14 protein-coding genes are annotated in these 15665 nt (G+C 60.2%); 11 read left to right on the plus strand and 3 right to left on the minus strand.

Features of this window, described 5'->3' with window-relative positions; genetic code table 11:
• The first annotated feature begins 104 nt into the window (after window positions 1-104).
• Both KB449_RS02695 and KB449_RS02700 read left to right on the plus strand, forming a co-directional pair.
• Window positions 105-1070 (plus strand): aldo/keto reductase family protein, encoded by a 966-nt coding sequence (locus KB449_RS02695; RefSeq protein WP_282906886.1) that lies wholly within the window; start codon window positions 105-107, stop codon window positions 1068-1070.
• A 143-nt stretch (window positions 1071-1213) separates the two neighbouring features.
• Window positions 1214-1957 (plus strand): class I SAM-dependent methyltransferase, encoded by a 744-nt coding sequence (locus KB449_RS02700; protein WP_282906887.1) that lies wholly within the window; start codon window positions 1214-1216, stop codon window positions 1955-1957.
• Window positions 1958-1990: 33 nt separating this feature from the next.
• Here KB449_RS02700 and KB449_RS02705 read toward each other — a convergent pair whose 3' ends face one another.
• From KB449_RS02705 to KB449_RS02715, 3 genes are all read right to left on the minus strand, one after another.
• A complete protein-coding gene (locus KB449_RS02705; protein WP_282906888.1) occupies window positions 1991-2410 on the minus strand; it encodes a DUF948 domain-containing protein in 420 nt (139 codons plus the stop codon).
• 3 nt (window positions 2411-2413) lie between these two features.
• Complete coding sequence (locus KB449_RS02710) at window positions 2414-3052, minus strand: general stress protein (RefSeq protein ID WP_282906889.1); 639 nt, start codon at window positions 3050-3052, stop codon at window positions 2414-2416.
• Window positions 3053-4084: 1032 nt separating this feature from the next.
• Complete coding sequence (locus tag KB449_RS02715) at window positions 4085-5671, minus strand: PPK2 family polyphosphate kinase (RefSeq protein WP_282906890.1); 1587 nt, start codon at window positions 5669-5671, stop codon at window positions 4085-4087.
• A 294-nt stretch (window positions 5672-5965) separates the two neighbouring features.
• Here KB449_RS02715 and KB449_RS02720 point away from each other — a divergent pair, with 294 nt between their 5' ends.
• The 9 genes from KB449_RS02720 to ppdK all read left to right on the plus strand — a co-directional run bounded on the left by KB449_RS02720 (window position 5966) and on the right by ppdK (window position 15660).
• Entirely contained in the window at window positions 5966-6400 is a 435-nt protein-coding gene (locus tag KB449_RS02720; protein ID WP_282906891.1) for a YciI family protein, read from the plus strand.
• The gene (locus KB449_RS02725) at window positions 6397-7689 is read left to right on the plus strand and encodes an RNA polymerase sigma factor (protein WP_282906892.1); all 1293 of its coding nucleotides are present in this window, start codon (window positions 6397-6399) and stop codon (window positions 7687-7689) included. The genes KB449_RS02720 and KB449_RS02725 overlap by 4 nt, the downstream gene beginning before the upstream one ends.
• Window positions 7690-7742: 53 nt before the next feature.
• Window positions 7743-8549 (plus strand): alpha/beta fold hydrolase, encoded by an 807-nt coding sequence (locus KB449_RS02730; RefSeq protein WP_282906893.1) that lies wholly within the window; start codon window positions 7743-7745, stop codon window positions 8547-8549.
• Window positions 8550-8591: 42 nt separating this feature from the next.
• Window positions 8592-9032 (plus strand): YciI family protein, encoded by a 441-nt coding sequence (locus KB449_RS02735; protein ID WP_282906894.1) that lies wholly within the window; start codon window positions 8592-8594, stop codon window positions 9030-9032.
• 46 nt (window positions 9033-9078) lie between these two features.
• On the plus strand, window positions 9079-9420 hold the full coding sequence (locus KB449_RS02740; RefSeq protein WP_282906895.1) for a DUF1801 domain-containing protein: 342 nt from the start codon (window positions 9079-9081) through the stop codon (window positions 9418-9420).
• A gap of 138 nt (window positions 9421-9558) precedes the next feature.
• Entirely contained in the window at window positions 9559-10161 is a 603-nt protein-coding gene (locus KB449_RS02745; protein ID WP_282906896.1) for a Uma2 family endonuclease, read from the plus strand.
• A gap of 195 nt (window positions 10162-10356) precedes the next feature.
• Window positions 10357-11622 carry an alkaline phosphatase gene (locus tag KB449_RS02750; protein WP_282906897.1) on the plus strand — a complete coding sequence of 422 codons (1266 nt, stop codon included), beginning with the start codon at window positions 10357-10359 and terminating at the stop codon, window positions 11620-11622.
• Window positions 11623-12805: 1183 nt separating this feature from the next.
• The gene (locus KB449_RS02755) at window positions 12806-12988 is read left to right on the plus strand and encodes a GapA-binding peptide SR1P (protein ID WP_277538730.1); all 183 of its coding nucleotides are present in this window, start codon (window positions 12806-12808) and stop codon (window positions 12986-12988) included.
• A complete protein-coding gene (gene ppdK / locus KB449_RS02760) occupies window positions 12988-15660 on the plus strand; it encodes a pyruvate, phosphate dikinase (protein ID WP_282906898.1) in 2673 nt (890 codons plus the stop codon). Before KB449_RS02755 ends, ppdK begins: the two co-directional genes overlap by 1 nt.
• The last annotated feature ends 5 nt before the right edge of the window (window positions 15661-15665 follow it).

The raw sequence follows: 15665 nt of genomic DNA on the forward strand, positions 1-15665 counted from the left end.
TGCGGATGCTATCAAGGCGTGCGGCTGCCGGCATTCCGCGATCATGCCGCGGTTCTCGGTCGAATAGGTTAGATCGTATCCATTCGATCGAAGGGGGGATGAGGTTGGAATATCGGAGATTGGGCGCTTCCGGACTCAAGGTAAGCGAGATCAGCCTGGGAAGCTGGCTCACCTACGGCGGCTACGTCGGCAAGGAAGCGGCGCGGCAAACCATACTTAAGGCGTACGAATCGGGCGTCAATTTTTTCGATACCGCCAACGTCTACATGCGCGGAGAAGCGGAACGCGCGGTCGGCGAGGCGCTGTCGCAGCTCCCGAGATCTACTTATGTGCTGGCTACGAAGGTGAGAGGTCCGATGGGCGATCTGCCCAACCAGCAGGGCTTGTCGCGCAAGCATATTATGGAGGCGTGCGATGCCTCGCTGAAGCGGCTCGGAACCGAATATATCGATCTTTATTACTGCCATTATCCCGATGCCGATACGCCGAAGGAAGAGACTTACCGGGCGATGGACGATTTAGTGAGGCAGGGCAAGGTGCTGTACGTGGGCTTCAGCAACATGTCGGCTTCGGACATCGCGCAGGCCGTCGGTATCGTCGAACGGCAAGGCCTGCATCCAGTCGTGGCTAACCAGCCTCTTTACAATATGTTCGCGCCGGGGATCGAGGATGAGATTATACCGCTCTGCGATCGCCACGGCATCGGGCAGGTCGTCTATTCTCCGCTTGCGCAAGGCGTATTGGCCGGACGTTTCGAGTCCGTTACCGATCTGTCGGGCTCCGCGCGTGCAGCCGACGCGAGCGGCGGCGAGGCCGTCCGGTCGTGGCTTAAGGAAGAATACGTCGTCCGCGCGCGGTTATTGCAGGAGATGGCCTCCGACTTCGGTCTGTCGCTGTCCCAGCTGGCGCTCGCCTGGACGCTTCGCCATCCGCAGGTGGCGAGCGCCATCGTCGGCGCCAGCAGGCCCGAGCAGATCGAAGAGAACGTCCGCGCCTCAGGCGTCCGGCTCGCCGGCGCGCAGTGGGCGGAGTTCGAATCCGCAGTGGGCCGAACGCCCGCTTCCGTATGACGAAAAAGCCCTTGTCGTTCCGGCTTCAGCCGGCGGACGAGGGCTTTTCGGCAATCGGATGCGTTCGCTTTCTTCGCGCTTTGCCTTTTACAATTGATATACTGGACATAGCGACTTAGCCAAAAACGAGGGACGTGCAGCGATTGAAGGAGAACAAATACGACGACCGCGGTTTTTTTGAAAATTACAGCCGGATGCCGAGATCCATCGGCGGTTTGGAGGCGGCAGGAGAGTGGACGGAGCTTCGTTCGATGCTGCCGGAGCTGGCGGGCAAGCGCGTGCTGGACCTCGGCTGTGGCTACGGCTGGCACTGCAGATACGCGCGCGAGCAGGGGGCGCGGTCCGTCATCGGCGTCGATCTGTCGGAAAAGATGCTGGCGCGGGCGCGAGAGATGACTGCCGATCCTGCAATTTCATATGTGCGCAGCGGTATCGAGGATTTTGAATTTACGGAAGGCGCGTTCGACGTCGTACTTAGCTCGCTTGCGCTCCACTATGTGGCGGAATTCGGCGGGATCTGCCGGGATGTGCATCGCAGCCTGTCGGCGGGTGGCGCCTTCGTGTTCACCGTCGAGCATCCGGCATATACGGCAGTTGAGGCACAGGATTGGCATTATGGTCCGGAAGGGGAAAAGCTGCACTGGCCGCTCGACCGCTACCACGAGGAAGGGCAGCGGCTGACGAGATTTCTGGGACATGACGTCGTCAAGTACCACCGGACCGTCGCCGGTTATCTGAATCCTCTGATCGAAGCGGGCTTCCGCGTGGATCGATTGTCCGAGCTCAAGCCGACGCCCGACTTGCTGGCGCAGCACCCGGCTTGGGCGGACGAGGTGCGACGCCCGATGTTCCTGCTGGTCGCGGCGACCGCGCCATCAGACGCTTAAGATTAAAGCGTAAGGTCATAGCGCTAGTTAACGCTATTTATGATAAAGGGTCGGGCGGCTGGCGCCTGCTTGACTAACCGGCCGGTCCCCGATGCGGACAGCGATGCCCTGCGAGTTGGCTTCGGCGCCATTTTCCGCGACTTCTTTCTCGCCAGGACTCAGCGCTTCCTTCACCGAGTGCGCGATCGTGTGCAGCACGTCGCCTACCTCGTGCGTCGTCTCGAGGAGCGGATCGACGGTATTGATGCGTCCCTTAACGTCCTTAACGGTACGGTTAACGGTATGAATTAATGCCGTCGCCTCGTGCGTGGCCTGGAGGGCGGATTTCTTCACGTCGACCAGCGTGCGGTTGGCTTCGTCAAGGGTCGCCATCGTCTTCTTCATCGTCTTGACGGCGTAGAGGACGAAGACGGACAGAGAGACGGAAGCCAGCGCCGCGCTTTTGCCTCGCATTTGTCACACCTCCCGGGATTCGTGGGGAATGACGAATTCCTTCACGGGTGTCTGCACGTCGCCATCCTTGGCGCTAATGTAGACGCGCATCTCGTCGGCAGGCTCGGGCGCGGCATCCGGCAGCGGAGGCTGCTCCAACGAGACGGCGGTAGAGCGCGGCTCTATGGCGCCGAAAGCCTGGAAAATGCTCTCCACATGCGACCGGTTCTCGGCCCCGGTCTTCACGATGACGAGCAGATGATCCTGCTCGACCAATGTCTTGTAAATCTCGGCCTCGCGGTCCGGAATGCCGAGTCCGACGAGTCCGCCGATGAGCGTGCCCGTGCTTCCACCGACGGCTGCGCCGGCGATGACGGTCGCGATCGGTCCGGCCGCGAGCAGCGGGCCGAGACCCGGAATGAACAGCAGACCGGCCGTAGCGAGGAGTCCTGCGGTTCCACCGAGAAAGGCGCCCGCTACGCCGCCCGTAACCATGCCTTCCGCGCTGTTCGTGCCGGTGACCGTATCCACGTGATGGACAGCTTCGCGTTTATGGCTGACGACGGAGATATCATCCTTGTTCCAGCCTGCCGCTTTCAACGCTTCGATCGCGCCAATGACGTCTTGTTCATTTCTAAACGTTCCAACGACTGGTGTAAGCATCGCAATCGCCTCCGTGCTGATTTTTTTTCGCTGGGCGCGCCAGCTGAATACTGATTCTTCACCACGTTGGAATTGGAAATAACAGGGTGGACAAGCAGTGGGCGAACTTTATTTTCGGAGGCTTGTCCGTTGGCGGGGTTGTCTCCATGGCTTCGGAGAGGTGGTGATTCGCCTGCATTAGAAAGTCGAAGAGTCGCGCCTCCAGCATGCGCCGGGACACCGTTACGCACTTGGGATAGCCCAATTTTGCGCTATACGTGGAAATTTCGATAGTGAGGAAGAGAGGACCGAAGTCTCGTGAGCGAGCATAGCCCAATATTGCGCTATACGTGGGCATCTCGATTGGATGGACGAGTGGGCCGAGGTCTAGCGATCGAGAATAGCTCAATTTTGCGCTATATGTGGGAATCTCGATTGGATAGACGAGTGGACCGAAGTCTCGCGATCGAGAATAGCCCAATTTTGCGCTATACGTGGGAATCTCGATTGGATGGACGAGTGGGCCGAGGTCTCGCGAGCGAGCATAGCCCAATATTGCGCTATACGTGGGCATCTCGATTGGATGGACGAGTGGACCGAGGTCTCGCGATCGAGAATAGCCCAATTTTAAATTTTGCGCTATACGTGGGCATCTCGATTGGATGGACGAGTGGACCGAGGTCTCGCGATCGAGAATAGCCCAATATTGAGCTATTCGTGGGAATCTCGATTGGGAGGACGAGTGGACCGAGGTCTCGCGATCGAGAATAGCCCAATTTTGAGCTATACGTGGGAATCTCGATTGGGTGGAAGAGTGGACCGAGGTCTTGCGATCGAGAATAGCCCAATATTGAGCTATTCGTGGGAATCTCGATTGGATGGGAGAGGTAGCCGAGGCCATGCGAGTGCGGCTGTCTCAAAGGTTATATCGGCTCGAGAAAGGCCCTCTTTTGCGTTTACAAAAAAAAGAAACCTTTCTTTGGTAAAATGGCGGTACCACCCGACCATATACCCAAAGAACGATTTCTTTTTACACGCTATGTGGCATGAAAACTAGCTTTCTTTCGGCTTCCGGCCGCGCCTGCTCGATTGCTTGGGCGCGCTCGGCCCGCTTGGCGCATCCTCGGGAGGAGCCTGAACCTCCATTTCGGTTGCCGCTTGCTTCCTCGCACCTCTCGGTCTGCCGGCAGTCTTCGGCGTTCCAGTCGTCGCTTTCGCGGCAGCCTGCGCCGGTTTTTCACCAGCAACAGCTTCTCCACCGCCATTTGCCTGCTGGTCAGCCGCCTTCCTGTGCGCCCTGGCAGGCTTGCCGTCGCCAGCTTCTCCACCGCCATCTGCCTGCTGGACATCCGCCTTCCTGCGCGTCCTGACCGGCTTGCCGTCGCCAGCTTCTCCATCGCCATTGGCCTGCGGGACAGCCGCCTTCCTGCGCCCCCTCGTCGGCTTGTTCTCCGCAGCCGCTTCGAGGCTGACATTCAAGGCATTGCCGGCCGCCGCCTTCCTGCGGCCTCTCGCCGGCTTGGCGGCAGCGTCCGCATCATCATCCGCCGGCTTGCCGTCGGCGGCCTCCTCGCGCACCTGCTTCCGCTCGCTATCGTCCCCGCCAACAGCAGGCTCGCTATCGTCCCCGCCAACAGCAGGCTCGCTATCCGAGCTGCCTTCGCCAGCCTTCGCAAGTGCTTCATCCGCCGCTTCTCCGGCATTCTGCGCCGCATCTTCGCGAACCTCCCCGGCTTCCCCGGTCTCATCCTCGTCCGCCGATTTTTGCCGTTCGTCCCCGGTGCGGTTCCTGGCTTCCTTGCGCTTGGCGGCTGCCAGCTTGGCACGCGTCTCCGCATCCAGGTCCAAATCTCCGAAACGCTCGATATCGATCTGCGGATAAGCGAGGTCCAGCGACTCGAACGCCTCCGTAATGATTTTCAGCACGCGATAATCGCGGTACCAGCGTTTGTCCGCCGGAACGATATACCACGGGTTGCGCTTCGTGCCGGTCGCTTCGAAGACGTCTTCGTAGGCGCGGACGTACTCGTCCCAATGCTTCCGTTCCTTGAGGTCGTTCGGATCGAATTTCCACAGCTTCTCGGGACGGGTCAACCGATCTTGCAGCTTCTCGAGCTGGAACTCCTTGGAGATATGAAGGAAAATCTTGATGACCAGCACGCCGCTGTCCGCGAGCAGCTTTTCGAAATTTTTAATATGTTCGAGACGGCGCTCCGTCTCTTTCTTGTCGATGATGCCGTGTACGCGGGTGATCAGCACTTCTTCGTAATAAGAGCGGTTGAAGGAGGCGATGTATCCCTTTTGCGGGATCAGCTTGTGGGTTCGCCACAGGAAATCGTGGGAGGCTTCCTCCGCGGTCGGCGTCTTGAAGCTCTCTGCGCGGTAGCCTTGCGGATTGAGCGCGGACAGTACCTTTTTCACCGTGCCGTCCTTGCCGCTGCAGTCCATCCCCTGAAACACGATCAGCACGCCGTTCGATCGGCTTGCATACAGCTTTTCCTGCGCTTCCTGCAGTCTGTCGCGAAGATCCTCGATCTCCGCTTCCACCTGTTCTTTGCTCTCGATATCGCCCGTATCGCGGGGATCGAAGTCCTTTAGGGAAACGTGACGCTTGCGATCAAGCCTGGTGCGGTCGGCCATGCGCTCTCCTCCGATTCTCGCTCTCGATTGTGGGTCTGACCGGGTGCTAGTATCTAAGATTATATCACTCCTCCGGGCAAAATTATAAACGTTGATCGCGCAGGCTTGGGCTGTGACAAACAGGAAGCGCGTGTTATGATTTGGCTAAAAACGGAACCTGGCGTCATCTGCCGCATATCCAAAATTTTTTTGATGGCGGTGTCGATTCGGCAATTTGGCGTTCGTCGTGTATATGAAAGCGAAAGAGTGGCGGTCGAAAAAGGCTGCGGTCCCTATTCCAAAGGAGGAACAAACATGCGATTCATGATGATCGTCAAAGGTACGACGGATTCGGAAGCGGGCGTCATGCCGAGCGAGGAACTGGTGGCGGCGATGCAGCGGTACAACGAGGAGCTAGCCAAGGCAGGCGTCCTGGTAGCGGCAGACGGGCTTCACCCTACCTCGGGGGGCATTCGAATTTCTTATCCCGAGCCGGGCGGCAAACCCAAGATTACGGACGGACCGTTCACCGAAGCGAAGGAGATTATCGCCGGGTTTACGATGATCGAGGTGAAGTCCAAGGAAGAAGCGGTCGAGTGGGCGCTGCGGATGCCGGATCCGCACGGGTACGGGCAAGGCCAGATCGAGCTTCGCCAGATCTTCGACATGACGGACTTGACGCAGGATCCGGAAATGCTGGCCAAGGAGCAGGCGCTGCGCGAGCGGCTTGAAGGGCCTCGCCGGACATGAGCGACCGGGCCGCGCATCGCGCGATCGACGCCGTCTGGCGCATCGAATCGGCCAAGCTGATCGCGCGCCTGGCGACGATGGTGCGCGATGTCGGCCTTGCGGAGGACCTGGCGCAGGACGCGCTCTTGATCGCGCTCGAACGGTGGCCGGAGACGGGCATTCCGGACAACCCGGGGGCGTGGCTCATGACGACGGCGAAGCGCCGGGCGATCGATTTGCTGCGGCGCAATAAGCTGCGCGACCGAAAATACGAGGAGTACGGCCGCGCCAGCCCGTTGTATACCGAGGACGATGTGGAAAAGGAGTCGGGCGAGATCGGAGACGAGCTGCTGCGCCTCATCTTCGCGACCTGTCATCCGTCGCTGTCGCAGGAAGCTCGGGTCGCGCTGACCTTGCGGCTATTGGGCGGTCTCACGACGGACGAGATCGCGCACGCGTATCTCGTCCCCGAGCCGACTGTCGCGCAGCGGATCGTCAGGGCGAAGAAGACGCTCGGGGCGGCGCGCGTAAAGCTGGATGTGCCTGAGGGAGCGGAGCTGGAGGAGCGCATCTCGTCGGTGCTCGAGGTCGTCTATCTCATGTACAACGAGGGATACTCGGCCACCGCGGGCGGGAGCTGGATCCGGGCGCCGCTCTGCCAGGAGGCGCTGCGTCTCGGCCGGATGCTGGCGGAGGTTGCGCCGCGGGAACCCGAGGTGCACGGCCTCGTCGCCCTGATGGAGATTCAGTCGTCGCGCTTCAAGACGCGCATAGGGCTGTCCGGCGAGCCGATCCTGCTCATGGACCAGAACCGCGCGTTGTGGGACCATCTTCTGATCCGCCGCGGACTGGCGGCGCTCGAGCGCGCGCGCAGCCTGGGACGACCGCTCGGACCATACGCGCTGCAGGCCGCGATCGCCGCCTGCCATGCGCAGGCGCCTACGCCCGGCGATACCGACTGGGCCAGGATCGCGGCGCTCTACGAAGCGCTCTCGCGGGCGGCGCCTTCGCCGGTCGTCGAGCTCAACCGCGCCGTCGCGATCGCCATGGCGTTCGGATCTGCGATCGGGCTGCAGATCGTAGACCGACTGGCGGACGAGCCTGCTTTAAAGGGCTACTACTTGCTGCCGAGCGTACGCGGGGATCTGCTCGCGAAGCTCGGACGCATGGAGGAGGCGCGTGCGGCTTTCGAGCGGGCTGCCTCCATGACGCAGAACTTGCCGGAGCAAGCGCTCATGCGCCGGCGCGCGGCAGAATGCGCGGAACGTCGTGGCGAAGACACGAACGGAGTACCGGGAGCGCGCGTTTGACGTTGATCGATTCGGGCGAAGAGTCGGCGAAAAAGAGAAGCGGGGAATGAAATTTGACGAAAAGCCACTTGAACCAGGCGGCCTATGCCGTATCCAAAGACGGAACGCGGATCGCTTACGATACGATCGGCCAAGGGCCGGCGGTAATTTTGGCCGGGGGCGCGTTCAGCTACAGGAAGTTTCCGGGCTTGCAGAAGCTGGCTCGCCTCCTCGCCTCGGACTTTACGGTCGTCAATTATGACAGGCGAGGCAGAGGGGACAGCGGGGATCAGAAAACATACGCGATTCAGCGGGAGATCGAAGATCTCGAGGCTGTCATCGGGGCACACGGAGGCGTTGCGCATGTATGGGGGCTATCCTCGGGCGCGGCATTGGCGCTTGCGGCTGCAGCGAGCGGCGTCGGCATCGCAAAGCTTGCGCTTTACGAGCCTCCGTATCTAGCAGGGGGAACGGGTCCGGTCTCGCCGGCGGAACAGCGGTCGCAGCTTGAACGGCTGATCTCCGAGGGGCGCCGGGACGAAGCGGTCAAGTACTTCTTGCGCTTGATGGGCGCACCTGGATTTGCGGTAACGATGATGCGGCTGATGCCTTTTTGGCCGCGGCTTCGGGCCGTCGCGCACACGCTCCCTTACGATGCGGCGATCATGGGCGATTATTCGCTGCCTGCGGCCCGGCTCGCTTCGATCGGTTCGCCGGTGCTGGCGGTCGGCGGCGCCAAGAGCCCGGCTGCGCTTCGGGAGGCGGTGCGGCAGGTCGGCCTGGCCGTGCCGCATGGCGAGTCCCGCCTGCTCCCGGGTCAAAATCACAATGTATCTATGGACGCGCTCGCGCCGGTGCTGAAGTCGTTTTTCCTCGCTTGAGTTCGCTTGAGCTTGATCGATACAAACAAGGAGGGATGCCGCATGCGATTCATGATCCTGATCAAGGCGAACGCGCGCTTCGAAGCCGGGATCGAGCCGGCGGACGACCGGGTCGCCGCGTTCGCGGCCTACAGCCGGGAGATGAAGAAGGCGGGCGTTCTGATCGAGTCTGCGACCCTGCTGCCGAGCGCCGAAGGGCTCCGGCTGGCCTATCCCGAGAAGGGCGGTCTGCCGGCGATGACGGCCGGGCCGTTCGACGGCTCGGAGGGGCAGGTCGCAGGCTACATGCTGCTTGAAGCCGAATCGGACCGGGAGGCATACGCATGGGCGGCAGGGATGCCCGATCCTTATGGATTCGGGGAGGGCGGGATCGAGCTGCGCCGGCTCCGGGAGACGGCCGGGCCGCCGGTCGCCGGCGGTTCGAGTCCGATCGAGGCCGACCTGCGCGATCAGCTTGGCGCCTTAAGAGGCTTGCAAGCATAACGCAAACTTTTGCATGAATAAACGCAGCTTAAAAGGAGCTAAAAACATGAACCCTGAGATCACGCAATTCATCGCCGACCTCAAAGAACCCTGGCAAGCCGAGCGCTGCCAGGCGCTGCGGGAGCTAACCTTGCAGGCGATTCCGGACGCGCTCGAGCGCATGCAGTACAAAAAGCCGCATTACTTAAAAAACGGCAAGTATGCCGCCGTCATCTCGACGTCCAAGGACGCGGTGAGCTACACTATTTTTAACGCCGAGGGCATCGCGTTTCCCGAAGGCGCCTGGAGCGGACCGCCCGAGCGCAAGACGATCAAGATCGGGAAGAAGCAGGAAGTCGACAAGGAAGAAGTGGCGGATTTGCTCAAGCAAGCTTCGGCTTCGCTGTAAACGGCGGCGGCTATTGATCGTTGACAGCTCTTCCATTTTTGGACATAATCGAATTAATGAATGAAACGGGGAAGCGCCCCGTCAGAGCCGAACACGAACCGTGTCGCTTTGACGGGGCTTTTCTGTCAGGAGGACATGATGGATAAAAAGAAACGACCGGAGGATCGGGTCGGCGAGCAGCAGGTTACCTACGACATTTATGCCGCGTTGCCGGACGACGGCCTGCGCTACGAAGTGCTGGACGGCTCGCTGGAGCTGATGTCGCCGGGACCGAACACCCCGCATCAGATTTTGAGTTTTAACTTACAATCGACGCTGGCCGGCAGTTGCAAACCCGAATATCTCATTTTATATGCGCCGCTTGATGTCATTCTCAGTCCTACGAACGTAGTACAGCCCGACCTGATCTTCATTCATCCGGAACGCGCCAACATTGTAACCAAGCGAGGCATCGAAGGGCCGCCGGACCTTGTCGTCGAGATTTTGTCGCCCGGCTCGCGTCATCGGGACCGGGTCCGCAAGCTGCGAATTTACGAACGGCATGGCGTGCCGGAGTATTGGATCCTGGATCCTGTCGCCCAGACCCTGGAGCAGCATTTGCTGTCGGGCGAGCGCTACGAATTGAACTGCGTTTACGAAGGCGAAGACACGGTAACATCGGACAGGCTGCCTTGCGTATCGTTTACGGTCGCCGGACTGTTCGACGATCCGACCCTGCAGCGTCTCCTGTCCTCGAACTGAGTCGCCGGGATTGCATACAGAAGAGAAGACAGCTCGCGGCCTGTTCGGCCCGGTCGAGCTGTCTTTTTTATAAAAGACTGATTTCGATTTTTTATAGATCGACATTCGATTTTACATTTCGGATATCAGCGGAAAATACAGGCTTAATAAAGCGAATCTAGTATATGTTTGTATACTACATTTAGGAGGGGAACTATGAAACTTCGAGAAAAGAAAGTATTCAAGGCTACGATGGCCGGTACGATCACGGCTGCCCTGCTGACCGTAAGTGCCGTCACCGCTCAAACGCAGGACCGCGCGGACGCCGCATCCCCTCGCACCCAGAATGTGATCCTTTTCGTAGGAGACGGCATGGGCACCGCACAGCGCGATGCCATCCGCCTGGCCACCGTCGGCGAGAAAGGCAAGCTGGCGATGGACGCTATGCCTTATGTCGGACTGATTCATACGAGCTCCACGGTGCCGGTCACCGACTCGGCTGCCTCGGCGACCGCCTATGCCAGCGGCGTTAAGACTTACAATGGCGCGATCGGCATGGACGCCAATAAAAAGTCGGTCAAGACGATCATGGAATACGCGAAGGATAAAGGCAAGTCGACAGGCGTGGTCACGACCAGCCAGGTCACCGACGCTACCGGCGCCGCATTTGGCGCTCACGTCGAGGACCGTTCCAAGCAGAGCGATATCGCGCTGCAATATTTGACCAAGAGCAAGCTCGACGTCATTCTTGGCGGCGGGGAGGACTTCTGGTACCCGGCGGGCAATCCGGGCAAGTTCCAGGACGAGCCGGCGGAAGATCCTTCGGAAAAGAGCAAGGGCACGCAAGGAAATCTGGTAGACAAAGCCAAGTCGCTTGGATACAGCTACGTTTCCACCAAAGCGGACCTGCAAAAGGCGAAGGGCGGCAAGCTGCTCGGCCTGTTCTCCAATGAAGAGATGTTCCAGCAGAAGCCGGAGGGCGAAGGCGATATTTACAACCCGGTCGTCTCTCTGCCCGAGATGACCAAAAAAGCGATCGATACGCTGTCCACCAACAAAAAAGGCTTCTTCCTGATGGTCGAAGAAGAAGGGACGGACGAGTTCGCGCACCAGAACAATGCCAAAATGACGATCAAGTCCGGCCAGCAGCTTGACCAGGCCGTCCAGGTCGCCAAGGACTTCGCCAAGAAGCATCCGGATACGCTCGTGCTTGTGCTCGCCGACCATGAGACCGGCGGCTTCTCGATCGAGGAAGTCAACGCGGACGACGAATCCGGCGACGGCATCTCCAAGGAAGACGGACCGTTCCAGATCGTAGGCTCCGACCACAACTTCGTCGTTGACTGGACGACCTCGGGCCACACGGCTGTCGATATTCCGCTCACGGCTATGGGCCGCAACGCCGAGCTGTTCAGCGGCATCTACGAGAACACCGAGGTATTCACGAAGCTCCTGCAGGCGCTGGGGATTAAGGGCAAGTAAGCTTTGTGTTTGCCGGCGCCGGCCGATTGAAATCGCGCCGAGAGACGCCTATCGGCGGCTGGTGCGACCTTGAGCTAGCCGAGATAGCGTCCGAAAGCGCCTATCGGTGGCTGGTGCGAGCGAGAGTGTGTCGAGATAGCGCCCGAAAGCGCCTATCGGCGGCAGGTGCGAGCGAGAGTGTGTCGAGATAGCGCCCGAAAGCGCCTATCGGCGGCTGGTGCGACCTTGAGCTAGCCGAGATAGCGCCCGAAAGCGCCTATCGGCGCCTGGTGCGAGCCGAGCGTGTGTCGAGATAGCGCCTGAAAGCGCCTATCGGCGGCGAGCGGTGCCCGTCTCGCTAGTGAAACTAAAAGAGACTCTGTCTCCCGGAACACTGGGAAACGGAGTCTCTTTAAAAATGCCAAAAAGTATAAAATAACAGGTTTGTTTCAAAAAAACGCTTGGCCCCGCCGCAGATCCGATTCTACATCGAAGAAGTCAGCCAGGGCGCTATTAATCATCGGCAGGCCTTGCTTTCTTCCTCGGGACCGATTCGCGGACATATAAGCGCGCTTGCGGGGTACCGGAGCTTGTCGAAGGTTGAGCGGAGAGAAAAACATGCATTTGTACATGTATTTTTTTCCGTTACGCTACACTTGAGCAAACACATGCAAATATGCAGGTAAATTCAAAGCGCAAGCCGGAAATCCGACTGGTGGAGGAAACTAAATGCACATTTGCATGTATCCTGTCCAAAAGGGTCGACATCGGCAAAATTAGATGTATATTTGCAGGCATTTCGGCGAGAGAGCGACGCGGGCGACGACAGGCGAAGTCGGTGGCCTCCTCGGCGAGTCGGCTGTAACGCAGCTCGCGGACCGGCCGCGCAAGCAGCGCCTTGTCGAGCAAGAAACGGTGCACTGCCCCGCTTTTTCGAGCAAAAATGCACTGCCCCGCCTTGTTTGCTAGACTGCAACCTAAGGCACGTTTTATACGCAAAGTGGACACGCTCCTATTCGGATGGAGGGTGTTTTTTATTTTTCCCAATAATATGTGATTCATTTATTCTGATATGGGGCGTGTTAATTAATTTTTATTTATTTTAATGCTGCTTATTGCAATATTAATGACGCATATATATAATTATGACACACAATAAAATTATAAGGCGGCATAATTACAAACCGCCGGGAGGAGAAGCAACATGTCGAATGCGACGAACGCCTTACAGGGAACCGCTCCGGCACTTGAACTGGGTATGGTCATCTGCAAGCACTGTCAGCAGCTCATGTATACGATTCCGACCAACGGTGTGAAAAAAATATACGGCGTGTGCGGGCAGGAAGGCTGCTTGGAGACGGTCGAGGCGAGCGAGGGCGAAGATTGATGAATGTGCAATCCTGGGTTTATTCCTTTGAAGAAGGCCATGCCGGCATGCGGACGCTACTGGGCGGGAAAGGCGCCAATCTGGCGGAGATGACGCGTGTGGGACTTCCGGTGCCTCCCGGCTTCACGATAACGACCGATGCGTGTCGGGCTTTTTTCCGGGCAGGCAATCGAATCTCGGGCGAACTGCAGCTGCAGATGAGGGAAGCCGTGACGCGGCTGGAGGAGAAGAAGGGTCAGCGGCTCGGCGATGCCGCCGACCCGCTGCTCGTCTCCGTCCGGTCGGGGTCGGTCGACTCGATGCCCGGGATGATGGATACGATCCTCAATCTGGGATTGAACGACGAGACCGTGAAGGGGCTGGCCGCGGGCACGGGCAACGCCCGCTTCGCCTACGATTGTTACAGGCGGCTGATCCAGATGTTCGGCCAGGTGGTGCTCGGCATCGAATCCATCCGCTTCGAGCGGCTGCTGCGCCGCTTGAAGCGGGAGCTTGGCGTCGAGCAGGATCAAGAGGTGTCGGCCGAAGGCTGGATGCAGTTGATCGGGGAGTACAAGGATTGTGTCAAGGCGTTCTCCGGCATCGACTTTCCCCAGGACGTGCACGAACAGCTGACGCTCGCGACCGAAGCCGTGTTCAAGTCCTGGCACAATCAGCGGGCGCAGGTCTACCGCAAGATCAACCGCATTCCCGACGAACAGGGCACGGCGGTTAACGTACAGAGCATGGTGTTCGGGAATAAAGGGGATGACTGCGGCACCGGCGTCGTGTTCACGCGCAATCCGTCTACCGGCGAGCGGGCGCTGTTCGGCGAGTACCTGACGAACGCGCAGGGCGAGGACGTCGTCGCCGGCGTGCGCACGCCGCAGTCGATCGCGACTTTGAAGGATGTCATGCCGCGGGTATACGACGAGCTGTCCGAGCTGTGCGGACGCCTGGAGCTGCATTACGCGGATATGCAGGACATCGAGTTCACGGTGGAGCGCGGCGAGCTCTACGTGCTGCAGACGCGGGGCGGCAAGCGCAACGCCCAGGCCGCGCTGCGGATCGCCGTGGATCTCGCGGCCGAAGGCGTCGTCTCGCGCGAGGAAGCGCTGATGCGGATCGAGGTGTCCCATCTGGAGCAGCTGCTGCACCGCGGTATCGACGAGCAAGCGGCGGGAGACGCGATCGCGTCCGGCCTGCCCGCGTCTCCGGGCGCGGCCGTCGGCATGGCCGTCTTCGACGCGGATACGGCCGCAACGTGGGCGCAGGCTGGCAAGCCCGTCATTCTCGTGCGGGCCGAGACGACGCCGGAGGATATCCACGGCGTGCTCGCCGCGGAGGGCGTGCTCACGAGCCGAGGCGGCATGACCAGCCATGCGGCGGTCGTGGCGAGAGGCATGGGCAAGCCGTGCGTGTGCGGCTGCGAGGAGATGCGGATCGATCCGACGCTGCGGGAGGCGACGGCAGGCGGAAGGACGATCGCGGAGGGAGATTGGCTGACGCTCGACGGCACCAGCGGCAGCGTCTACGCCGGTCAGATTCCGCTCAAGGAGGCGGCGGTTACGGACGAACTGCAGCAGGTGCTGAGCTGGGCGGATGACGTCCGCCGCCTGCGCGTTTACGCGAATGCGGATACGCCGGCGGACGCCGGGATCGCGCGTGGCTTCGGCGCGGAGGGCATCGGGCTGTGCCGGACGGAGCATATGTTTTTTGCGCCGGAACGGCTGACGGTCATGCAGGCGATGATCATGGCGGATTCGCGCGAAGAACGGCTGGCTGCGCTTGCGCTGCTGCTGCCGATGCAGCAGGCCGACTTTGAGGGGCTGTTCCGGGAGATGGACGGATTGCCCGTCACGATTCGGCTGCTCGACCCGCCGCTGCACGAGTTTTTGCCGAATGCGGGAGAGCTGCAGCAGAAGCTGCGGGCGGCCGGGACCGAGGAGGAGCAGGAGCAACTGAGGCGGATGATTCGCAAGGTTCAAGCCCTGCACGAAGCGAACCCGATGCTCGGACAGCGGGGCTGCCGGCTGGGCATCGTATACCCGGAAATCTACGATATGCAGGCCGAGGCCGTATTCCGGGCGGCTGCAGCCTGCATCGGCGGGGGAATTTCCGTACATCCGGAGATAATGATCCCGCTGGTCGGCGACGCAAGCGAGCTGAGCCTGCTGCGCGAACGGGTCGAACGTGCCGCGGATCGCGTGCTCGGCGAGGCGGGCAAGAGCGCTTGCGGCTTTAAGGTCGGCACGATGATCGAGGTGCCTCGCGCCGCGTTGACGGCCGATCGCATCGCGGCCCATGCGGACTTCTTCTCTTTCGGCACGAACGACTTGACGCAGATGACCTACGGCTACAGCAGGGACGACGCGGAGGGCGGCTTCATGGCGCATTATCTGGAGCAGAAGCTGCTCCCGCACAACCCGTTCCAGGTGCTGGACCCGGACGGCGTCGGGCAGTTGATCGAACTGGCTGCGACGAAGGGACGCTCGCGCAAGCCGGGCCTGAAAACGGGGATATGCGGCGAGCATGGCGGGGACAAGGATTCGATCGCGTTTTGCCATCGCGCGGGACTCGATTATGTCAGCTGCTCGCCGTACCGTATCCCGATGGCGCGGATCGCGGCCGCCCAGGCGGCGATCGAGAACGCGGTCGAAGACAAAAAGAGCCCGACCGTTCAGGCGATCTAATTATA

Origin of the sequence: Cohnella hashimotonis (assembly GCF_030014955.1) — a bacterium.
Taxonomy (GTDB): Bacteria; Bacillota; Bacilli; order Paenibacillales; family Paenibacillaceae; genus Cohnella; species Cohnella hashimotonis.